Origin of the sequence: Brevibacillus brevis, assembly GCF_022026395.1 — a bacterium.
Taxonomy (GTDB): Bacteria; Bacillota; Bacilli; order Brevibacillales; family Brevibacillaceae; genus Brevibacillus.
This window is the reverse complement of sequence record NZ_CP041767.1, coordinates 3,525,237-3,547,115: the sequence shown is the minus strand read 5'-3', so window position 1 is coordinate 3,547,115 and position 21,879 is coordinate 3,525,237. Positions and strand designations below refer to the sequence as shown.

The following is a 21,879-nucleotide window of genomic DNA, read 5'->3' as shown; positions in this document are numbered from 1 at the left end:
AAAAATAGGCACGCTCTTGCCATTTCTGGCACATACCCTATGTAGAGCAATGTGGCAAGGGGGATCTACGTGGACAGAATCGGGATAATGTTGGATTGGGCCCTTATGGAGAAAGGAATTCATGGCATCAAGTCATATGAGCGTCTGCCTTATTATGTTGAAATCGGTAAAGAGCTTGGATTGGAGCCTGTTTTTTTCCATCCGCGGCATGTGAGGCCAGGAGATGAACGGGTTAAGGGATATTTTTGGAACGGAAACCGACTTGTTTCACAACTGGTTTCAGTCCCGCGAGTCATCCACAATCGTGTTTTGACAGGAGATGCAAAAGCGCGGAATGTGATTCGAAGATTGAGCCAAAAGAAGACGGTATTCAATGGCTTGGTTGTACGGGATAAGAGAAAAGTACATCAGATGCTCTGGAAAAACGAACAGATTCGCAGCTATCTGCCGCATACAGTGCCTTATTCCATGGAGCAGTTACGTCTGTTCTTGGATAAATACCAGGTGGTGTACGTCAAGCCGTCAATTGGATCTGTTGGAATTGGGGTAGCACGTATTGAACGGCACGGAGGCAGTTATCACTTCATTGCATCGAAAAAACGGCAGATCTTATCTCGTTCGCAGTTACTCTCCACGGTGCGACGTTGGGTCGGCAACAAAAGATTTTTGATCCAACAAGGAATTCCTTTGGCGCACTATGGAGGAAAAACATTTGATATTCGTGTTTCGGTACAGAAAAACAAAGAGAAACAGTGGACTGTGAGCGGGATGGTTGCCAAGGTTGCCAATAAGAAAAACAAGCTGAGCAATCTCTCTCGAGGAGGGACAGCAGTACCATTTTCGGAAGCTTTGGCCCCCATCTTTCCTGAGGTGAAACAACAACAAGCGGTTATCGAAAGAGTGAGCATAGCGGCGGTGGAAATTGCGAAGCAGTACGGTCGCCATTTTTCATCATTAGCAGACTTAGGGATGGATATGGGAATTGACGAGCGAGGCAATCCGTATTTAATCGAAGTCAATGTGCGTGATCAACGCTATTCTTTTTTCAAAGCAGGAGAGAAGGCGATGTTTAAACAAACGTACCGTCATCCGCTGGAATATGCCCAGACATTGCTCGCTGAAAAAAAGAAACGGAAGCATCAGCTTCTAGCACCGAGCCAATTGCTCTAAGAAGAAATACAGAAGAATGTGAAAAAGACGGTGGCATTTAATGCCCCGTCTTTTCGTATACGGTGACCTACGATTCTGCCGGCTGTTGCTGGTCAGCCAAAGGAAAGGGCAGGTTGCGAAAGTGGCGATATACCAAAGCCAATATCGATTTTCGAGTCAAGATTCCTTGAAAATAGTGCTCGTCGTCTTCAATACAAACGAACGGGTGATTTATCGACACTTCTAAAGCTTTCAAAAATTCATCGGTGTCACGCAATCGAGGGACCTTCGTATCCATCACATCATCTACTGTATGTTCGGACATACGCTCAGTCTCGAAGCGCTCCAAACCAAGAGTCTTATTCATGATCATATTCGTGCTGATTAACCCATGCAACCGATACTGATGATCCAGTACAGGAACGGCTGAATAGCCTGACTTGATTAGAACTAGCAGGGCGTGCTCAAGCGAATTACCTAGCTGCACATGTGCGACCTTTGTGGACGCGATTATGAGGTCTTTGATCGGAATATGTAACAAAGGGATCTCTTGATTCATTCAGATCCACCACCTTTTCTTTCTGTCGTCTATAGCAGTAAGAACTGCCTGTGGTCCCCTTCTATGATACCGTAAGAGAGATACAAACGGTAGGGCTACATTTAGAAAACTTGGCGTTGCCAAGGCTTTGGAGAGGCTTCAAACAAAAAAAGCCCGGCAGTTACGCCAGGCAAGTAATCGAGGTGTGGAACAATCGTCCCTAGTTCTAGTATGCGAGATCCTGTTGTTTTTTACATTAGGAGCTTAGAGGAAACCAGTTCCTCCCTTACGCTTTATACGTTTGATTTTTAAAAATGGGTTTGGCTTCCACCCGTTTTTTTCGATTGAACCAAAAGGACATCGTCGTCAACTCGTAAAGGAAAATACAGAGTGGCGGTGTAATCACGAACATGCCGAGAACCATTGACGGCGTCGACCAGCCAAGTCGATGAATGACGTAGCTCTGCAGTAAAAACAAGATCAACGGATGGACCAAATAGATAGCCATATTTTGTTTGGCCAACCGGGCAAGCCATGGACCGAGTTTAGGCAGTTTGCCTAGATAACTGGATACAGGGTAAAAGCTGATGATTACACAGAGTGTGTAGACCAAGTAAAGCGGCTCGAAAATATTCATGCTCTCGTAATAGCTCTTGTACCCGGAAAGATAGCTGTAAGCCAGCCAAACGGCTGCACTTGCCATCACGACGATAGAAGGTATTTGAAGTCGTTTCACCCATGTTCGCCATTTATCCACATTCATCCCGGCATAAGCGCCGAGTGCAAAAGTAAATACGTACATGAAAACATAATGCTGTCCGTAAACATAAGTGTGCTTCATGAGGGACAAGAATGGGTTTGCTGCCCAATCAATAGCCCATAACGGCGTAATGAACAAATAGTGGTAGAGAACGTACAAACCCGCTTGTCCAATAAATAGAACGATGATCCAACGGAAATTCAAGTACCGTTCCATCCACGGTTTAATCAGGCAAAACAACAAGCTTAATTGCAAGTAAAGCGGAATGTAGTACAGGTGGTAGAAAGAGCTACCCGTAAACAGACTATCGAAAAACGGTTCTACCAGCACGGCCGGGTCAAAGGTTTGATGTTTAAAATAGGTGAAAATGGCTGTCCAAATTACGTAAGGCAAAATAACCGCGCGCCAACGTTTTTTCCAGAAAGCACGCCAATCCAATTGTCGGTTTTGATACCAGTAAAACAGCAACATTCCCGTTGCAAAGATAAACAAGGAGCGACCGAATTTTAATAAGATAATTAGAACGGCTTGCAAATCACTATTCCACGGATACGTCTTCTCATTTGCGAGAAAAAAACTGAGGATGTGAATCATCAAGACAGTAAGAGCCCCAAAAACAAAAAGGGCATTCAGATCCTGAAACGTCCCCTTTCGATTGCTATTCATAATTCCTCCAGAATTTTACCGGCAGCACCTGGAGAATCAAAAGCAAGTAAAATGCCCGTTATTCGGGTAAGTGCCAGTCAGGTGCGGCCAGTTCTTTTGCGGTATAAGAAAATAAGTGTAATCGCTGCGACAAATGTTGCCTCGACTCTGTCACTAACTCATTTTGCACATAAAAGGGGGTAGGTGATACAGCCCACTCAGAACGGATTGTCTCCAATAGACGTGCTTTTACATCATCCATGGTGGCCAATTTTCCAGTCAAACTTGCAATGCTGCCAACGGTCGAAGCATCGATGGAAGGAATTGGCTTATGACTCTGCATTTCATCCAAGCCGGCGAGACGGTAAAAGCGCTCCATCCATTCCCCGCGAGGTCGATCGTCTACGTTAATGCATAATTGCAAAATAGAGCCGTGTCGCGTGCGTCTTTGTGCCATGCCTCCGATTTTTTTACCGTGAATGGAAAAATCGTATTCCCCTGCACAGTACGAACCCGTCACTTCTCCAAATTCCAGCTTTCCGTAATCACGCAGGCCCACATTAAGAAGCTGGGCAACAAACGAGAAGAAGGAGTCAATGGAAATCGACGTGTCGGGCAATAAACAAGCCATATTGAGTACACCAGCATCAAGCGGAACACAAGCGCCACCAGACGAGCGAAGAACACAACCAAAGCCATCTTGACCGAACTTGCGCAAGGCCTGCTGTAGATGGGGAAGCTTGGCGTCTCTGCGGCCGAGATACAGCGCCTGATCGTACACCCAGAGATGAATGACAGGTGTTGCTGATTCATGTTGCATACTTGCTGCCAACGCTTCATCACGAATTAAAGGCTCAAGTGGACTATCCTGGTAAGTACCGGAGTCCATCCAGCGAAACGGTTGATTAACAGAAAATGACATCGGAAGGCTCCTTCACAGGACAAGAATAGCTACCATTATAACATCTGAAATGCGTCTATTTCTACGTTTTCGCTATCTTTTTTCCATTTGGTAGAACATGCATATGGAGTAGAGTGAAAAATACCCGACAGGCCAAGATAGCTTGTCGGGTCAAAATATGGTTCTTTATTTGGTCTCTTTAAAGGAGAAATTGTCCAGGTAAGTCGTTTTGCGAGGTGCACCTTTCGTCGCATCTTCTTGCAGGTACAGACCGAGCTTTGTGCCTTCTTGTTTCACGTACTGTTGACCGAACAAGTATTGATCGTTCAGATAAATGGAAACAGTGTTCTCGTTAACTTCTACTTTTAAGCGATTGCTGGATTTCAGCTTGTAGGAGCTAGAAGTAATGATGTCAATATCGTCTTCTTCGACATCATTCACTTTTCCTAAAACAACACGATCTTTTTGGACGAATACAACATTGGCTTTTCCGTCTTTACCGTTGAAGTAAAGGCCTCCTAAACCTTCACTACCTACGACATTAACATCGACGCTCAATTCGTATTTTTTCACTTTGTCAGACTCGTTCCAATTCAATGGCAGGAAGTAGTGATCCAGATCATCGTCATCGGATTCAGCTGTCACTTGTTTGCTCGCGACCTCCCAGTTTCCTGTTGCTTTGTCTGTATTCCAGTTTTTCAATTTGGAATCAGAGAAGGAGTCGCTGATATTGATTCGCTCTGGTTCTGGCTGTGGTTTCGGTTGACCAGGGGTAGGGAAAACAATTTTGATCTCATCATCATCGTCGCGATCCAAAATAGCGCGATAGAGCAGAGAAGCAGCTTCCGCACGTGTAATTGGATCTTGTGGACGGAAATTGCCATTGTATCCTTTCATCAGATCGGTTTGGATTGCAATCGCAATATACGGACGCAGTGCTGACGAAATATCATCGTAATCACGGAACTTTTTCAATTGATTCAAGTCGGCTTTGTACTTTTGATCGTAGCCCAACAGGCGTACCAATGCGACAGCAATGTCTTCACGTACTGCCGCTTGATCTGGCTTATACGTGTAGGTGGAGCCGGATTTGTAACCAGTCAAGTAAGGCTTGGCGTATTCCACATACAGAAATGCCCAGTGATGACGCGGTACATCTTTAAAGGTTTGGTCGACGTAGCTTTTGTTTATATCTACATCTGCTGCAGCGATCATAATTTTTGCAAATTCGGCGCGGGTAACTTCATTGTTCGGTCTAAATGTCCGATTGTCGTACCCTTTGATGATCCCTTTTGCCGCCATCTCCGTAATTTCCTTGTATGCCCAATGGCTACGTGGAACGTCTGAGAACGAAGGGGTGGAAGCGGCACCAACGACTGGGATAACCGTTAAGAACATCAACACCGACAGGAATACGGCTAGTGCTCTTTTCATGTTAACCTCCTCAAAATGGCAATGTAGTTTTTGTTGACTGCTATTCAGACGGTTAGTGGGCTTGTATTGTTGCAGGAGAAAAAAATATTATGGTGAAAATAGGAAAAAAGACGGAGTTTCGAAAAAATTGGCGGGTAAGGAGGAGCATGTAGAAATGGAAGGACATGCTTCTTTGATTTGGATGGAACGCTTTTCGATAGGGAACGGTCTCTCGCCGTTTCGTACATATTTTGCCTCATAATGGTTATTATGCATTGGCTTTTGTATCACCCAAAATGATATAATTCTTTATTGGTTACTTATGTAGATGATTATAGCTGAGGTGATATATGATGAAGGAAACGAAAGAGGCGACTGTGGACTTAAAATCCGTTAAGTCTCCAAAGAAAACGGAAGACTATGCGAAATACTTCCAGGCCCCCTCTCTGAAAGATGCGAAAAAGCGTGGTAAGGAAGAGATTTTAGTCCATTACGATTTTAATATCCCAGAAGATATGCAGAACATCGGAAAAGGAAAGCGTTATCACGTTCGTACGTATGGCTGCCAAATGAACGAGCATGATTCGGAGACGATTTCTGGTATTTTGCAGGCAATGGGTTATACTTCCTCTGATTCTGTCGAAGATGCGGATGTCATCCTATTTAACACCTGTGCGATCCGCGAAAATGCAGAGGATAAAGTATTTGGAGAGCTCGGCCACATGAAGCGGCTCAAGAACAACAACCCAAATCTGATCCTCGGTGTTTGCGGCTGTATGTCCCAAGAAGAGAAAGTCGTCAAGAAAATCCTGAAAAGCTACCAGCAGGTCGACTTGATTTTTGGAACGCACAATATTCACCGACTGCCAGAATTGTTGCGCGATGCGATGTTCAGCAAAGAAATGGTGATTGAGGTTTGGTCCAAGGAAGGCGATATCGTCGAAAATATGCCGAAGCTCCGTGAAGGAAACACCAAGGGCTGGGTTAACATTATGTACGGCTGCGACAAGTTCTGTACGTACTGCATCGTTCCGTATACCCGCGGAAAAGAGCGCAGTCGACGCCCGGAAGATGTCATCGCAGAAGTGCGTGATCTCGCTCGCCAAGGCTTTAAAGAAATCATGCTTCTTGGACAAAACGTCAATGCGTATGGGAAAGATTTTGAGGACATCGAGTACGGCTTTGGGGACCTGATGGACGAGATCCGTAAAATTGATATCCCGCGTGTGCGCTTTACGACAAGTCATCCGCGTGATTTTGACGACCACTTGATCGAGGTTCTTGCAAAAGGCGGCAACCTGGTTGAGCAAATCCATTTGCCTGTCCAATCCGGTTCGACAGAAGTACTCAAGCGGATGGCGCGCAAATATTCGCGTGAGCATTATCTGGAGCTCGTTCGCAAAATCAAGGACGCGATCCCGAATGTCTCGCTTTCTACCGATATTATTGTTGGCTTCCCAGGCGAAACCGATGAGCAGTTCGAAGATACCATTTCGATGGTGGAAGAGGTCAAATATGATTTTGCCTATACCTTCATTTACTCCCCACGTGAAGGCACACCGGCTGCTGTCATGGAAGACAACGTTCCGATGGAAGTGAAAAAAGCGCGCCTGTATCGACTCAATGAAGTTTTGGCTCGCATCGGACTGGAGCAGAACAAAAAACTGCAGGATCAGGTTGTCGAGGTACTCGTGGAAGGCGAATCGAGGACGAATGCGGAAGTGCTTGCGGGTCGTACACGTACGAACAAGCTGGTCCATTTCACCGGCGACAAATCCTTGATCGGACAGTATGTTCACATAAAAATTACAGATGCGAAAACGTGGACACTCCACGGTGAACTCGTATCCAAAGTTGAGGTGTAGGTCATAATGGAACAAACAAACGTATATACCCAGAAAGAAATTCTCGATAAAGCTCGTGAGCTTGCAGCCATGATCGCGCGTACAAATGAAGTTGATTTCTTCAAACGTGCCGAACAGCAAATCAAGAACAATGAACGTGTGCAAGATTTGATTGATACATTGAAGCAGAAACAAAAGCAAATGGTGATGTTTGAATCCATCAACAAGCCGGAACTGGTGAAAAAAGTGGAAGGCGAATACAACCAATTGCATGAGGAGCTGGATTCCATTCCAATCGTTACGGAATTCAAGCAATCGCAGGTCGATGTGAACGATCTTTTGCAAATGGTTACGAACGTGATCACGAACACCGTTTCGGAGCGTATTATTTTGGATACAGGCGGAAACCCATTGACCGGAGAGACGGGTGGCGGGCCTGAAAAGAAAAAATCTGACGGCTGCTGCTCCTAATTCTTGATAGAAAGCCTTCCCGGCGCTGTTTTGATGAATACCCAACAACTTTCCCAAATATAAGGTGGTTGTTTGCACGCTAGTCGAATGCCCTGCATACAAATGTACAGAAACGTTGTATGGAGGAGGTAACGAAATGTCGGGTATAGACAAAGATCTACAGTGCCGGGAACTTATCGCGAAAGCAGTCTGCGGCAAAGGCCATAAATTTTCTACTACCACCCACACCATCATACCGTCGCAAACTCCTTCGACGATCCTCGGATGCTGGGTTATAAACACGAACTTCCAAGCAGAGAAAGTCGGAGATGCCGTTGAAGTATCTGGTACGTATGACGTCAACCTGTGGTTTTCGTTTGCTAATAACACGCAAACCGAAGTCAAGCGGGAAACTGTTCAGTTCTCCGTACTCGTACCGCTTACGTTCTTCGACAAAAACTGCAGAGGCGATCTGGAAATCGTTGCACGCGCCGTGGAGCAACCGAAGTGCATAAAAGCGGAGTTAAGTGGTGGTAGCACAATCACGGTCAGAGTTGAAAGCGAATATGCAGTAGAGGTCATTGGAGAAACAAAGGTGTGCGTTGTTGTCTGCAATAGTTGTGATGACAAAGAATTCCATCTGGTTGACGACTTTGAAGATAACAGTGACGAGTATGATGACTTTGATTCCGCTACGCTACTCGACGAGCTCGACTAAAGAGGAGAAATTATCTCCTCTTTTTTCTTTTTTTCGGATACGTACCATTCACACGTTTTTCTGGGCGCATTCATAAGATAACGAGAGAATAGCGGGGGAGTGTGGAGGGCATGATTCTACGCACAAGGGCGAGTCAGCGAGCAAACAAGCAGGAAACGCCAGCAACACAACCGATGACGGCCAACGCTAAAGAAGTGGTAGCGTATTTGCATCGTCCTGAAATCGGTCGCTGGTTGCTCCGGCAAGGGAGAATACCTGTAACAACAGGAAAAGCAGCGCGACCGGGCTGGCGAACATATAGGATATGCCTTTACCAAGACTATGTACTGGATATCGCCAGAAGCGAGGAGCAATCACAATGGCTACTGCACCGCCTACAGGAACCCGAGTGGCATTCTGTCTCCTTGCCTTCCGCTGAACCAGAGATTCAGGTGGTGCAAGGGCTGGCTGTGCGCAGTTTGTATGCCGCCGGAGCCGATGCGGGTCAAGTGACGGTCATGGCGGCCTCTCCCCATCGACTCAAGGTCGTCGAGGTAGAACCGAATTGGCCAGCCAAGCAAGCTGACGAATATATGCAGCGGGCTCGAGAGTGGTGGGAAGCTCGGATGCGCAAACAGCCGCAAAAGCTGCAAAGTATGGGGGCAGATCCCGAATTTGCTTTACGCAAGCCCACAGGAGAGATGGCACTTGCTTCTGACTTCCTGAGCATCAATGGGACGGTTGGATGTGATACGACACGTTACCGGGAAGAATTAGGTCTCCATCAGCACCCGGTTGCAGAGTTGAGACCTGCGCCGTCGGAGGACCCTGATCAATTATTTATGCATATCTACGATAATTTGGCACTCGCATACAAAAAAATAGGGAATTCGTCTATCGAATGGCTCGCTGGCGGAATGCCGTTTCAAGGTTATCCAATCGGTGGGCATATTCATTTTGGCGGGCTCACACCGACTTTTTCTCTTCGGCGAAAGCTGGATGCGTACTTGGCTCTTCCCCTTGTTCTGATTGAGGATGCAGGCTGTATGAGCCGCAGAGAGCGCTATGGATTTTTGGGGGATGTAAGGGAGAAGGACTATGGTTTCGAATACCGTACACTCCCTAGTTGGCTCGTTGATCCCCTCGTCGCTCGAGGTATTCTTCATTTGGCCCATTTGGTTGCAACCAATCATGAGAAGCTACAAGCGATGCCCCATCTAAAGCTCCCACTTATCAAAGCGTACTACCAGGGCGAAAAAGAAAAGCTCCTGCCGTACGTAGTCCAAGTCTGGAAAGAAGTAAAGGAGCTGCCAGGCTATACGCTGTCACGTATACATTTGGATCGATATTTTGCTTTTTTAATCGAGTGCCAATCGTGGAAAACGGATGAAGACCTGCGCAAGATATGGAAGCTATCATAAACGGATACTACCATCGGATGTAGGGTCAACATTACCGTTCAATCATGTTATAATAGCGACGAGAATGAGTAGGCTAGGAGAAGAAAATCATGGCTCAATATACCCCGATGATTCAACAGTATCTGGCTATCAAAAAAGATTATCCGGATACTTTCTTATTTTTTCGCTTGGGCGATTTTTATGAACTGTTTTTTGATGACGCCATCCTTGCGTCCCGTGAGCTGGAAATTACACTGACGGGACGTGATGGTGGAGGTTCTGAGCGCATACCAATGTGTGGTGTTCCACATCATGCGGCAGACGGCTATATTGCAGAGCTACTAAAAAAAGGACATAAAGTAGCCGTTTGCGAGCAAGTCGAAGATCCCAAAGAAGCAAAAGGGGTCGTTCGCCGGGAAGTTACACGTGTCATTACTCCAGGTACGATGATGGAAGGCAAATGGCTGACGGATAAGGAAAATAATTACATGGCGGCGTTGGCCCAAGTAGAAGGGCGAACGGGTGTTGCTGCGTGTGATATGAGTACAGGCGAGATGTACGTTACCTCTTTGGTGGGACAGGCAGAGGGTGTTCTGGATGAAGCCTTGCAATATCGCCCCAAGGAGCTCGTCTTTTTTGGCCTCACTGTTTTGCCGAAGACAGCACTGCCATCTACTGTCGTGGATGCGCACCAACTGGACGCATTTGCGGTAGATAGTCAATATGCGGAGCAGGCCAAAGGGTTGGATCTATCCATGCGAGCGGCGGTCAATGCTCTCTTGTTCTACATAGGGACGACGCAAAAACGCAGCCTTGCTCATATGCGCCTGTTAAAGCAGTACGATGCAAAGCAGTTTCTCCAAATGGACGGCTTTTCCAGACGTAACTTGGAATTGACAGAGACTATTCGCGATAAGACGAAAAAAGGCTCTCTGTTGTGGCTGTTGGATCGGACTCAAACGGCAATGGGTGGTCGTCTTTTGCGCAGATGGATTGAGCGTCCATTGCTCAGTCGCGATCAGTTGGAAGCACGTTTGAGCGCTGTGGAAGCCTTGAAGGGTGACATGCTGCTTCGGTCCGATTTGCGGACTTGCTTGGATCGTGTCTATGATTTGGAGCGTCTGGCGGGTCGTATTTCCTACGGGAATGCGAACGCACGAGATCTCATTCAGCTACGGATGTCTTTGGAGGCAGTTCCAGAGCTAAAGCAGTATATGATCCAAACGAATACCCCAGTATTGATGGAACTGGCGCAAGGGATGGATGAGTGTACAGATATCGTCAACTATTTGGCTCATGCGCTCGTGGATGATCCACCGATATCGGTTCGTGAAGGCGGCATGATTCGGACGGGATATGATGAATACCTGGACAAGCTCCATACAGCAAGTCGTGAAGGGAAGACGTGGATTGCCCAACTGGAGCAGGGGGAACGGGAAGCGACTGGAATTCGTTCACTTAAAGTAGGCTTTAATAAGGTGTTCGGCTATTACATCGAAATATCGAAATCCAACATTGCCAACGTTCCGGCTGGTCGGTATGAGCGCAAGCAAACTTTGGCCAATGCAGAGCGGTACATCACGCCAGAGTTAAAGGAACGTGAAGCCCTTATTCTGGAAGCGGAAGAAAAGATGATTGAGCTGGAATACCAACTGTTCGTGGCGGTAAGAAGTGAAGTCGCGAAGCATATACCAAGACTGCAAAACCTCGCGGAGCGCATTGCATCTGTGGACGTTCTTCAGGCGTTTGCTACGGTAAGTGACGAGCGGGGATTTGTACGCCCTGAGCTTGTGGAAAGCGGCGAATACGTTATTACAGAAGGGCGTCATCCAGTAGTAGAAGCCGTTCTGGAGCGCGAAAAATACGTGGCAAATGACGTGGAGATGGATCAGACCAATCGTCAAGTTTTGCTCATTACGGGCCCGAATATGGCAGGTAAGAGTACGTACATGAGACAGATTGCCTTGATCACGGTGATGGCACAGATCGGTTGCTTTGTTCCGGCTAAACAGGCCAAACTGTCGATTGTCGATCAGATTTTTACTCGAATCGGGGCAGCCGACGACTTGGTAGGCGGGCACAGTACGTTTATGGTGGAAATGCTGGAGACCAGACACGCTCTGCAAAAAGCAACAGCGAAGAGCTTGATTCTGCTCGATGAGATTGGCCGCGGGACTTCGACGTACGATGGAATGGCGCTTGCACAAGCAGTCATTGAGTACATTTGTCAAAAAATCGGTGCCAAAACGCTCTTCTCCACGCACTACCACGAGTTGACCGGGTTGGCAGAGACGTTGAGTGGTGTCGTGAACGTCAATGCTCGATGCGAAGAACGGGAAGGAAAGCTCTTGTTCCTTCACAAAATTGAAGAAGGACGAGCAGATAAAAGTTATGGAATTCATGTGGCAGAGCTTGCGGAAATGCCGACCTGGGTCATTGAGCGGGCGCGCAGTATCTTAACCGGGCTTGAAGCGAGTGGAAGCGCAGGGAATGGAAATGCAGCGAGTGACGTGCAAATGTCGCTCGAATCGCTATGGACGGCTCCAGTTGCTGCGGTGCGTGAAGAACCGATGCAGTTTGCGTCAGCGGAGGAAGAAGCGATTATGGCTGAACTGCGCGAGCTGGATTTGAATTCAACGACGCCAATGGACGCCATGATGAAACTATATGCATGGAAACAGCAATTGAAAAAGCGATAGGGTTCGTCCGGAGGGGAGGCACTCATGGGAACCATTCACGTTTTAGATGAGCATCTCGCTAATATGATTGCTGCAGGGGAAGTAGTGGAAAGACCGGCTTCTGTTGTCAAAGAGCTGGTCGAAAACGCAATTGATGCCAGTGCAACGACAATCGAGATCCACGTAGAGGAAGGCGGTCTGGAGATGATTCGGATCGTTGACAATGGGAAAGGGATGGATCGGGAAGATTGCCAGCTGGCTTTTGAGCGCCATGCCACGAGTAAAATCAGCAACGCTCGTGATTTGTTCCGCATTCGTACACTGGGCTTTCGTGGAGAGGCACTGCCGAGTATTGCAGCAGTCTCGCGTATGGAGTTGACGAGCAGTACATCCAGCAGTGAGGTAGGTACTCATCTCTTAATTGAAGGTGGGCAGCTCGGAACGATTTCCGATAAAGCCGCTGTTAAAGGGACGGAAGTATGTGTACGCAGCTTGTTTTTCAACACACCTGCTCGCTTGAAATACATGAAGTCGATCGCTACGGAAGTCGGACATATTTCCGATTATGTGAACCGGCTTGCACTCACGCATCCGTCGATCTCCTTCCTGCTGACTCATAACGGCAAGACACTCTTGCAAACATCTGGCGACGGAAAGCTGTTGCACGTCATGGCGGCAATCTATGGTGTGCAAGTCGCGAAGCTGTTGCTTCCAATTGCAGGGGAGACCCTCGACTATAAGTGGTCTGGTTTTCTTTCGAAGACGGAAGTGACAAGGGCGAATCGCTCTTACCTTTCGACACTGGTAAACGGTCGGTACGTGCGCAGCTATTCGATCAACAATGCGATTATGCGCGGTTATCATACATTGTTACCGATCGGCCGTTATCCGATTGTGGCCTTGCAGATCGAAATGGATCCGTCACTGGTCGATGTGAACGTACATCCTGCCAAACTAGAGGCGAGATTCAGTAAAGAAGATGAATTGTGCAGTGCAATAGAACAATCGGTAAAAGAGACTTTGAGACAAGGCTTGGGGATTGTCAGACCCATGATTACGCAACCAAAAGCTAAGGTCGTCACCCAGGTCGTTCAACCGCAGTTTGACCTGCAAATCACCAAGCCTGATACTCCACAATCGCCGTTATTAGCTGCGAGTCCCCGACTCCAGGAATGGATGGCCAAGCAAGAAACGCCAAGTAAGCAAGTAGATGTGGTGGCCCATACCGCGCCATCCATTGAGAACGGTACGGTGAAAGAGACTGCAGCCAACTATGAAAAGCTGGAAGTTGCAAAGGTAGAGACTACCTCGCATGAAATCGTGCAGGCGACTTTGTTGGATCAAACGGACACGAGGGAAGCTTTCCAACCTCACGAGACTCGGATTCCGGTACAATTGGACATTGCCCAGGCACCATCTCCTGTGCATCCATCTAATGAAATCAGCAGCGAGGACAATTCAGCAGTGGCAGGTACTGAACAAGCGCCGCCACTCCTGGAAACCACCAATGAAAATGAAACGGATTCGCCTGTTCCGGTCATGTACCCAGTTGGTCAAGTCCATGGCACCTACATCGTCGCGCAAAATGACGAAGGCATGTATTTAATTGATCAACATGCCGCGCAGGAGCGGATTTTTTACGAGTACTTCATGGACAAGCTTGCAGAAGAGGACATTTCCAGCCAGATTATGCTGTTTCCTCATACGGTGGAATATACGGCTGCAGAGGCAAGCAAACTGGAGAAGCGACTTTCGCTTTTGCAATCGTTTGGTTTGGAGATCGAGGCGTTTGGTGGGCGGACCTTTATCGTTCGCGCTCATCCACATTGGTTCCCAGAAGGGGCTGAGCTGGAGGTCATTGAGGAGCTCATTCAGTTTGTACTGGAAACGGGAGAAAACGCCCAAGCCAATGTCGTGCTGATGCGCGAAAAAGCTGCCATCATGATGTCCTGCAAAGCATCGATTAAAGCGAACCGCTTCCTGACGCATGCAGAAATGGAAAGCTTGCTGAACCAACTGCGTAATACGAGCAGTCCGTATACGTGTCCACACGGAAGGCCGATTGTGATTCATTTTACTGGATATGACTTAGAAAAAATGTTTAAGCGTGTGATGTGAACTGTGCCCTCTTGCGGAGAAATCCGGGGAGGGTATTCTACTGTAAAAGAAAGCGGAAAAAACAAAAGTCAATAAAACAAATCTCATGCTGGAACAGAGCTTCTTCTATCGAGGCAAATGACAAATGGGATCATTGGATACGAATACAGATATATTTCTTCTTTTATTGAAAAAACGAAAGGTAGGGGAGTATCAGTTTATATAATATTGAGTTCTGTACTTTTGTACGACAGCGTGGAAACGTTTTGAACCAGATAACATGACGGTCCTGGTAGCGTGGGATAGGAAGGAGCGACATAATAGAACACGGCCAAAGAAGTAAGCTCCTTTGGCCGTTCAGAAGCAGTTAATGTTTATTCTGAAGACGACGAGAAATTTCGTCTAGTTTATGGATGATAGAAAATAATTGCTCGGAAGTAGTATCTAATTGCTCAGCGGAAACAGTTGTTAATGAGACCTGTTGATCAATTTTAAGTAATTGATTGTTAATGTTCTGTAGAGATTGGTAAATGTCTTTCGATGAGGCATTTGATTTATCGGCTAATTTACGTACTTCATTAGCAACAACGGTAAAGCCACGTCCGTGCTCTCCAGCTCTAGCAGCTTCAATCGCAGCATTAAGGCCTAGAAGATTGGTTTGTGTAGAAACATCTGCTACGAAGCCGCTAAGTTTCTCAATCTCCTCATTCTGCTCCTTTAACACATTCATGGAATGAGCGATCTCACCATTGTATTCATATAGTTTGGTTGCGGAGTCGGTGAAGACGGAAGAGATTCTAAGCGCTTCCTGGGTTGTAGCTGTCAATTCGGCTGCCATTTGCTCCATATTGTGGCGGTAGCTTACATTTTCACGCATCGTGTCACCGATATACTGTTCAAGAATAATTGCAGAATCAAAAAAAACTCTTTTGATAAGAGCCTGATAAAATGCAGTTGAGTTTTCTAGCGATTGAATTCTTTCTGAAAAAAGACGTAAATACAGTGAGTATCCACCCAAAAACCAAGAAGCAGACAATCCAATTCTCGCATGGGTTGTTCCGATTCGTTTTCGGCTATTTACATATTCTTCATCAATAACAGGAGAAGAAAGTGTTTCGATATACCAAATCTGCATGTTCTTTAATTGGTCCATAGTTACATTTGTACGAATCAATCGATCCAAGTTGGGATGTTTTTCCAATTCTTCATAAAAACAATCTACGATTTCTTTTGAGTGAGTGCTGAAGAATTCCTTGTGTGAATACAAAAGGTCTAAGTCTTCTTTTGTTAGGCCGTAGAACAGCCTAAGTGAATTCCATTTGTTATCCAGTACAATCATGATACCAACCCCTATTTTCTTTATATGTAATGTGAAACTCTTTCAGATTCTAACAAAAATAAAATGGTAGATTATAATAAAATGTTAAATAAAAATGAAATATTTATGAAATATATACTGATGTGATAAACATAACGTGTTTAAGAAACAAGTATCCCTGCAACTAAGAACATGGAAGATGTATGGGATTTGGGGGTATTAGTTTGGGGATGTTGTTCAGAAAATTCGAAAATTTGGATTGATTTTAGGCAAACACTGACTTATGATTACTTGCAAAAACGAGGTGAAACGAAATGAGTCCATCACGACAAAACGGGATGTTTATTTATCCGTGGGATATAGCAGAGAGTGGTATCGAGGCAGTAATGCAAACCTTGCAAGAAGTCAGATGCAATACAGCAGTGGTCAATAGCAGCTATCATCAGGGGAGATTTTTTCACCCGCGAAGCAAAACGTTTCGCAGGCTGCCGTTTTCAGGAGTATCGTTTACGCCTGATTGGTCGAAGTACAACCGTTTGCGCCCGACTGTACACGAGCAAATCGCACAAGCGGGCATTCTTGCCAAAATGAAAGAGGCTTGTGAGCAGGCAGGGATGGGATTTCATACATGGTGGGTTGGCCTGCACAATTCTACACTTGGTTTGGCTCATCCAGAGCTTTGTGTGCAAAACATCTGGGGGGATACATACACATACTCATTATGTCCATCGCAACCTGAGGTACAGCATTATGCCAAGGCGCTTTTTACCGATACGTTGGAGCAGGTCAAGCCAGAGCGGATTTTGATGGAAGCGACTGCCTTTTTGCCGATGAAGCATGGTGAGCATCATGAAGTATGCCTCCTACCGCTAGGAGAATCATTGCAATGGTTACTCTCGTTCTGTTTTTGCGGGGCGTGCATGGAGCGTGCCGAATCGAAGCGAATTGATGTAGGAGCAGTCCGATTGCTTGTATCGAGGCTAGTCAGTCAGATGGTGGATGCCGATTCTATCTCGCAAGTATCAGCCGAAGCGAGAGAAGTTGCTTTTTTACTGCTGGAATATCCGGAATTGTATCACTATCAGCAATCCCGTTTGGAAGCGGTAGATCAGATATGGAGGAGCCTGAAGGAGATCGCGCAGAGTATGGGGACTGCGTTGGATGGTTTTCCGTCCTCGACACCATTTTTTGTGAACCAGTCTTATTGGGAAGGGGTTTCATTGCGAAAAGCAGCGGCTACTCTCGATCGTGTCGTTCCGCTCGCCTATGGAGACAGTGTCGGTGATGTGGCATATACGTTCCATGCCATCAAGCTTGTAGCCCCAGAAGCTTCGCTGGGAGCGGCTTTTTCCCTGCATCATAGTCAAATCCGGTCAGCAGTCGATTTGGCAGCGAGGGTGAAAACAGCAGTGGACGCAGGCGTTCAATCGATTGTTTATTACAATCTCGGTCTGTTAAATAACCGGAGGCTGGACTGGATCAAACAGGCGAACCTTGCAGTTGAGGAGTGGAGATAGCTTTCTCATTCGCATGGGGTATGCCGACATGTAACAATACCCATAGAACTTCGTGGGTCTCTTTTACATGGGTGAAACTGATGGACTGGAAAATCATACTACAGTCTGACTGGGTTTTATAAAAAATGGTATGATTGTCATAGCGGAGAGGAAAAAAGTTTGGTTCAGATTCTATTTGACCGGCAAATTAATCCTGCTTACAATAATATGATCGTTACCGTTTATGTAAAAACCGTCGAGTCGCTTTTCTAGAACAGCAGTTCTTATTAAAAAGGGCGAAGACGTAAGGAAGGGAACAAAGGCGTGATTGTTACGACAGGACTTGAGCCTGGTGAAGAAACCTTGCGTCACGCAGCTGAATTGGCTAGTACATTGGGGCTACAAGTTGTGAATCGACGCGATTTTTCATTGGGTCAAATGCGCAAGCGATATGGGGTAGAAGAAGTATTGGTGGTTTCCGCTCTCGGAGCACGTCTGGAAGTGCCGGGAAAAAAACCATTCTTTTTTCATCCGAACACATCTGCTTTTCGTATAAAGCGGCTCATGCGCGGCGATACTGATACTATGCTTGTTGCTTGCCAAATTCATCCAGGGGATGAAGTGTTGGACGCCACCTTGGGTTTGGGTGCAGATGCGATTGTATTTTCGCATGCGACTGGCGCAAATGGGAAAGTCGTTGGCATCGAATCAGAGCGACTGCTAGCCATCTTGGTAGAAGATGGGTTACGGCACTGGTCATCTGATGCGGAAGAATTGGAGCAAGCCATGCGTCGTATTGAGGTGCGATGTGGCAACCATTTAGAAGTACTGAGAGGACTGCCCGCCCGTTCCTTCGATGTCGTTTATTTCGATCCCATGTTCGAAGTAACTGTACAAAGTTCGTCGGGGATCGCCGGAGTCCGTGAGCTCGCCAATCCAGATGCTCTTTCCGAGGAGGCTGTTTTGGAAGCGCAGCGAGTTGCGAGAAAACGTGTGGTAATGAAAGAAGGAAAAGAAGGTAGGATGTACGAGCGCTTTGGTTTTACGCCGTTTCGCTCCCGCGGCCAGCAGGTCGTGTACAGCTACAAAGAGATAGGTGGAGGGGAGTGACCTTGCAACAGAGAGAAAGGCTAGTCGTGATTATTGGCCCAACAGCGGTCGGCAAAACCCAGCTTAGTCTGGAGCTGGCCGAACAGTTCGACGGTGAGATTATTTCCGGAGATTCCATGCAAGTATACCGTGGGATGGATATTGGCACCGCAAAAGCAGAACCTGAGGAGCTTGCGAGCATACCGCATCACCTCATTGATATTAAAAATCCAGACGAGGAATACTCTGTTGCGATGTTTCAGGAAAGTGCCGCAGGATTGATTACAGACATCAACCAACGTGGCAAACTTCCGTTTATCGTCGGCGGAACAGGTCTGTACATAGAATCGGTTACCCATCGATTTCAGTTTTCCACCACTTCTCAAGACCCTGAGCTGCGTGATCGACTGCAAAGATTGGCTGACAGTGAAGGCGTGGAAGCACTACACGCCCGATTGGCCGATGTCGATCCGATTACAGCCGAACGCTTGCATCCCAATGATGTAAAGCGGGTGATTCGCGCACTGGAGATTTATGAAAGCAGCGGGTACAAAATGTCCGACTTTCAGCTGCGGGCGCAGCATTCCCCTTATGATTTGGTGATGATTGGTCTCACGATGGACCGCGCAAAGCTGTATGAACGAATCAACCACCGGGTCGAACTCATGATCGAAGCGGGACTGGTTGAGGAAGTGAGGGAGCTTTTGGATGCTGGCTATGACGCGTCACTGGTCTCCATGCAAGGCTTGGGGTACAAAGAGCTCATTCCTTATCTGTATGGAGAAATCACCCTAGAAAAAGCGGTGAATGACATACAGCAGCGAACGCGGCATTTTGCCAAACGCCAACTCTCCTGGTTCCGTCGCATGGAAGAAATTCAATGGTTTGACATGACTGATCCAGCTGAACAGAGGAATAACGTGGAAACTATCAAGCGAATATTGGCAGGAAAGTTTCAACAATTGCCGAATATATAACATACAAGTCCTTTTAGGGGGTAGTGTACATGAAACAGACGATCAACATTCAAGATACGTTCTTGAATCATTTGCGGAAAGAAAACATCGCGGTTACCATTTACCTTGTGAACGGATTTCAATTGCGCGGGTATATTAAAGCATTCGATAATTTCACGATTGTGATTGATAGCGAAGGCAAGCAACAATTAGTATACAAGCATGCGATCTCCACTTTCACTCCGCAACGCCCTGTATCGCTCATGTCTCAGGAGAACAACCAACAGTAAGCGAAGTAACACCAACAGCCAGGATACATGTGATCCTGGTTCTTTTTTATAATTTGGCTCGAATGAGGGTAGGGATGATGGAAATCAATAATGATGCTGATTACAAAACGTACTTTTATCGCAGGATATTGACGACCACGGCCATCATTCTGTTCATTTCGACTTCAGTGGATGGATTTTGGAGTTCTGAGTCCGGAGAGAATACGTGGGGGATGATTTTATTTTCTGCTGTTTGGTACTCTGGCGCATCCTGTTTCATTAGTGCATTTCTCATCAATCAGAGGTGGAAATACCTTCAACGCAAAAAGTATCAATAAAAAAAGCCCTGACGCCGTTGAAGCGAACAGGGCTTTCACATTACTCCATGCGATGATTATTCGTGTAAATTTGGAACGTGATGCCGAACTTGTCCTTCACATTGCCGTATGCCGGGCTGAAGAACGTCTCTTGCAGAGGCATAATCACTTGACCGCCTTCTTGGAGGGCATCAAAAATCTTATGCGATTGCTCTTTATCATCGGTCGAGATGCAAATGGTCACTTGATCACCAAGCTGATGCGGTTGTCCTGGGAAGGTATCGGAAAACATCAGTTCAGTTTCACCAACGCGAATAGTAGCATGTCCGATACGATTCTTGGCTTCTGCAGGTAATGGGAACTCCGGATTTTTCGGCATTTCACCGAAGGTTTGCTTGAACAGCACTTCAGCACCTAACGCACCCTCGTAAAAGCTAATCGCGTCACCAGCAGTACCATCCAAAACGATGTAAGGAATCAAACGCAATGCCATGTGTCAACATCTCCCTTGGTTTTCATATGACCAACTTGTCAAATCCACTTACTATTATTGCCTATAATTTGATTGTAATGCACAGAACGTATGTTTGCAAGTGGTGAATTGATCACGACGCTCAAGAACTCCGGCGAACCATAACTACGTAGCAGACAATGGCGCCGATCGTAGAAAGAGCAATGATGATCCCCATTGGTACTGCGGTATGTTCACCGCTGATTCCCACAAGTGGCGCGACAATGCCGCCGCTAATGAAGGAGAGAAGCCCCTGAAGAGCAGATGCGCTTCCTGCCGCCTTGCTTTGATTTTGCATGGCGAGAGAAAAGCCTGTTGCCCCGACAATCCCTACGCTGGATACGACAAAGAATAAGGGAACGAGCACAGCAATAAGACCAGCTTGTAGGAGAATCATTGCCAGAAGGAGGATTCCGCCGACCCCGGCAATGGTAATCCCTGCAATGAACAAGGAAGTTTCTTTCACTTTACCAGCAAGCTTACCTGTGATTTGACTCGCAATAATAATGCCTACCCCATTAATCGCGAAAATGAGACTAAACGTTTGTGGAGACACTTCAAATATTTTTTGAAACACAAATGGCGAACCGGCGATGTAGGCAAACATAGCAGCAGTCACCAGCCCCTGTGCCATGGCGTAACCCATGAAAACGCGATCCTTTAACAAGGTGCCAAACGTCGCCAGTGTGTTGGCGATTCCCGCCTTGGATCGGCGATCTTGTGGCAATGTTTCTGGAAGAGCAAGCAGCACGACGAGGAACATGATAGCGCCGATCAGGCCCAAGACGACAAACACGCCGTGCCAGGTAGTGAATTCCAGAATTTGTCCCCCTAGGATAGGTGCCGCAATCGGAGCAATCCCGTTAATGAGCATCAAGAGGGCGAAAAACTTCGTCAGTTCTGTCCCCGCGTACAAATCGCGAACCGTAGCGCGAGCGATAACAATTCCAGCAGAACCCGCAAGACCTTGTACGAAGCGAAGCAAGACGAACGTATAAATAGAGGGAGCTACCGCACATAAAAAGGAAGAGACGGCATACAAAATGAGTCCAATAATCAAAGGGATTCTTCGACCGCGTACGTCGCTGATCGGCCCCGCGAACAATTGACCAATGGACAGGCCGAGCATGCATGCTGTCAAACTGAGTTGGGTCATGGAGGTGCTCGTTTGCAAATCATCGGCAAGCATAGGAAGTGCAGGTAAATACATATCTAAGGATAGTGGGCCGAATGCAGAAAGCGATCCTAGTATCGCAGCCATCCACAGTCGGCCTGATTTGTTGCCGGTAAGGGACGTGGAATCAAGTTCTTTTGCTAGTTTATTCACGGCAAGCTGTCAAACCTTTCTCAT

Annotated in this window: 19 protein-coding genes; 12 read left to right on the top strand and 7 right to left on the bottom strand. The window is 46.7% G+C overall.

The genetic code is table 11. From position 1 onward, the window contains the following. Positions 1–69: 69 nt before the first annotated feature. Entirely contained in the window at positions 70–1,170 is a 1,101-nt protein-coding gene (locus tag FO446_RS16825; RefSeq protein WP_221869144.1) for a YheC/YheD family endospore coat-associated protein, read from the top strand. Positions 1,171–1,237: 67 nt separating this feature from the next. Here FO446_RS16825 and cbpB read toward each other — a convergent pair whose 3' ends face one another. From cbpB to FO446_RS16805, 4 genes are all read right to left on the bottom strand, one after another. Beyond that, positions 1,238–1,708 (bottom strand): cyclic-di-AMP-binding protein CbpB, encoded by a 471-nt coding sequence (gene cbpB, locus FO446_RS16820; RefSeq protein WP_173607954.1) that lies wholly within the window; start codon positions 1,706–1,708, stop codon positions 1,238–1,240. Positions 1,709–1,973: 265 nt separating this feature from the next. Continuing rightward, a complete protein-coding gene (locus FO446_RS16815) occupies positions 1,974–3,113 on the bottom strand; it encodes an acyltransferase (RefSeq protein ID WP_173607953.1) in 1,140 nt (379 codons plus the stop codon). A gap of 58 nt (positions 3,114–3,171) precedes the next feature. Further along, positions 3,172–4,014, bottom strand: a complete 843-nt coding sequence (locus FO446_RS16810) for a lipoate--protein ligase family protein (RefSeq protein WP_173607952.1) — start codon at positions 4,012–4,014, stop codon at positions 3,172–3,174. A gap of 165 nt (positions 4,015–4,179) precedes the next feature. Then, a complete protein-coding gene (locus FO446_RS16805) occupies positions 4,180–5,427 on the bottom strand; it encodes an S-layer homology domain-containing protein (protein ID WP_173607951.1) in 1,248 nt (415 codons plus the stop codon). A gap of 332 nt (positions 5,428–5,759) precedes the next feature. On the opposite strand from FO446_RS16805, the gene miaB reads away from it, so the two are divergent. The 6 genes from miaB to mutL all read left to right on the top strand — a co-directional run bounded on the left by miaB (position 5,760) and on the right by mutL (position 14,593). Continuing rightward, a complete protein-coding gene (gene miaB / locus FO446_RS16800; protein WP_048033378.1) occupies positions 5,760–7,271 on the top strand; it encodes a tRNA (N6-isopentenyl adenosine(37)-C2)-methylthiotransferase MiaB in 1,512 nt (503 codons plus the stop codon). A gap of 6 nt (positions 7,272–7,277) precedes the next feature. Continuing rightward, positions 7,278–7,721: a YlbF/YmcA family competence regulator gene (locus FO446_RS16795; RefSeq protein WP_237898576.1), complete on the top strand. Its 444-nt coding sequence runs from the start codon at positions 7,278–7,280 to the stop codon at positions 7,719–7,721. Between the two features lie 136 nt (positions 7,722–7,857). Beyond that, positions 7,858–8,418, top strand: coding sequence for an outer spore coat protein CotE (cotE, locus tag FO446_RS16790; RefSeq protein WP_173607950.1), 561 nt, complete (start codon positions 7,858–7,860; stop codon positions 8,416–8,418). Positions 8,419–8,528: 110 nt separating this feature from the next. Next, a complete protein-coding gene (locus tag FO446_RS16785; protein ID WP_237898571.1) occupies positions 8,529–9,818 on the top strand; it encodes a putative amidoligase domain-containing protein in 1,290 nt (429 codons plus the stop codon). 89 nt (positions 9,819–9,907) lie between these two features. Then, a complete protein-coding gene (gene mutS / locus FO446_RS16780; protein ID WP_237898569.1) occupies positions 9,908–12,496 on the top strand; it encodes a DNA mismatch repair protein MutS in 2,589 nt (862 codons plus the stop codon). Positions 12,497–12,520: 24 nt separating this feature from the next. Continuing rightward, positions 12,521–14,593, top strand: coding sequence for a DNA mismatch repair endonuclease MutL (gene mutL / locus FO446_RS16775; RefSeq protein WP_221869138.1), 2,073 nt, complete (start codon positions 12,521–12,523; stop codon positions 14,591–14,593). A 346-nt stretch (positions 14,594–14,939) separates the two neighbouring features. On the opposite strand, the gene FO446_RS29035 is transcribed toward mutL, so the two are convergent. Next, on the bottom strand, positions 14,940–15,911 hold the full coding sequence (locus FO446_RS29035; RefSeq protein ID WP_221869137.1) for a globin-coupled sensor protein: 972 nt from the start codon (positions 15,909–15,911) through the stop codon (positions 14,940–14,942). A 293-nt stretch (positions 15,912–16,204) separates the two neighbouring features. Here FO446_RS29035 and FO446_RS16760 point away from each other — a divergent pair, with 293 nt between their 5' ends. From FO446_RS16760 to FO446_RS16740, 5 genes are all read left to right on the top strand, one after another. Further along, positions 16,205–17,407 carry an alpha-amylase family protein gene (locus FO446_RS16760; protein ID WP_237898566.1) on the top strand — a complete coding sequence of 401 codons (1,203 nt, stop codon included), beginning with the start codon at positions 16,205–16,207 and terminating at the stop codon, positions 17,405–17,407. Between the two features lie 303 nt (positions 17,408–17,710). Beyond that, positions 17,711–18,496 carry a class I SAM-dependent methyltransferase gene (locus FO446_RS16755; RefSeq protein WP_173607944.1) on the top strand — a complete coding sequence of 262 codons (786 nt, stop codon included), beginning with the start codon at positions 17,711–17,713 and terminating at the stop codon, positions 18,494–18,496. Beyond that, positions 18,493–19,452, top strand: a complete 960-nt coding sequence (gene miaA, locus FO446_RS16750) for a tRNA (adenosine(37)-N6)-dimethylallyltransferase MiaA (protein ID WP_173607943.1) — start codon at positions 18,493–18,495, stop codon at positions 19,450–19,452. The genes FO446_RS16755 and miaA overlap by 4 nt, the downstream gene beginning before the upstream one ends. A gap of 29 nt (positions 19,453–19,481) precedes the next feature. Next, positions 19,482–19,721: an RNA chaperone Hfq gene (gene hfq, locus FO446_RS16745; RefSeq protein ID WP_007719110.1), complete on the top strand. Its 240-nt coding sequence runs from the start codon at positions 19,482–19,484 to the stop codon at positions 19,719–19,721. 74 nt (positions 19,722–19,795) lie between these two features. Next, the gene (locus FO446_RS16740) at positions 19,796–20,038 is read left to right on the top strand and encodes a hypothetical protein (protein WP_237898565.1); all 243 of its coding nucleotides are present in this window, start codon (positions 19,796–19,798) and stop codon (positions 20,036–20,038) included. A gap of 40 nt (positions 20,039–20,078) precedes the next feature. On the opposite strand, the gene FO446_RS16735 is transcribed toward FO446_RS16740, so the two are convergent. Both FO446_RS16735 and FO446_RS16730 read right to left on the bottom strand, forming a co-directional pair. Beyond that, a complete protein-coding gene (locus tag FO446_RS16735; RefSeq protein WP_237898564.1) occupies positions 20,079–20,510 on the bottom strand; it encodes a VOC family protein in 432 nt (143 codons plus the stop codon). A 121-nt stretch (positions 20,511–20,631) separates the two neighbouring features. After that, positions 20,632–21,855 carry a multidrug effflux MFS transporter gene (locus tag FO446_RS16730; RefSeq protein ID WP_237898557.1) on the bottom strand — a complete coding sequence of 408 codons (1,224 nt, stop codon included), beginning with the start codon at positions 21,853–21,855 and terminating at the stop codon, positions 20,632–20,634. Between the last annotated feature and the right edge of the window lie 24 nt (positions 21,856–21,879).

Coding starts and splice junctions, on each gene's coding strand:
- FO446_RS16735 (WP_237898564.1), bottom strand. CDS start 20,510: ATGGCATTGCGTTTGATTCCTTACATCGTTTTGGATGGTACTGCTGGT.
- FO446_RS16805 (WP_173607951.1), bottom strand. CDS start 5,427: ATGAAAAGAGCACTAGCCGTATTCCTGTCGGTGTTGATGTTCTTAACG.
- FO446_RS16815 (WP_173607953.1), bottom strand. CDS start 3,113: ATGAATAGCAATCGAAAGGGGACGTTTCAGGATCTGAATGCCCTTTTT.
- hfq (WP_007719110.1), top strand. CDS start 19,482: ATGAAACAGACGATCAACATTCAAGATACGTTCTTGAATCATTTGCGG.
- FO446_RS16740 (WP_237898565.1), top strand. CDS start 19,796: ATGATGGAAATCAATAATGATGCTGATTACAAAACGTACTTTTATCGC.
- FO446_RS16810 (WP_173607952.1), bottom strand. CDS start 4,014: ATGTCATTTTCTGTTAATCAACCGTTTCGCTGGATGGACTCCGGTACT.
- cbpB (WP_173607954.1), bottom strand. CDS start 1,708: ATGAATCAAGAGATCCCTTTGTTACATATTCCGATCAAAGACCTCATA.
- FO446_RS16760 (WP_237898566.1), top strand. CDS start 16,205: ATGAGTCCATCACGACAAAACGGGATGTTTATTTATCCGTGGGATATA.
- FO446_RS16795 (WP_237898576.1), top strand. CDS start 7,278: ATGGAACAAACAAACGTATATACCCAGAAAGAAATTCTCGATAAAGCT.
- mutL (WP_221869138.1), top strand. CDS start 12,521: ATGGGAACCATTCACGTTTTAGATGAGCATCTCGCTAATATGATTGCT.
- FO446_RS29035 (WP_221869137.1), bottom strand. CDS start 15,911: ATGATTGTACTGGATAACAAATGGAATTCACTTAGGCTGTTCTACGGC.
- FO446_RS16785 (WP_237898571.1), top strand. CDS start 8,529: ATGATTCTACGCACAAGGGCGAGTCAGCGAGCAAACAAGCAGGAAACG.
- mutS (WP_237898569.1), top strand. CDS start 9,908: ATGGCTCAATATACCCCGATGATTCAACAGTATCTGGCTATCAAAAAA.
- cotE (WP_173607950.1), top strand. CDS start 7,858: ATGTCGGGTATAGACAAAGATCTACAGTGCCGGGAACTTATCGCGAAA.
- miaB (WP_048033378.1), top strand. CDS start 5,760: ATGAAGGAAACGAAAGAGGCGACTGTGGACTTAAAATCCGTTAAGTCT.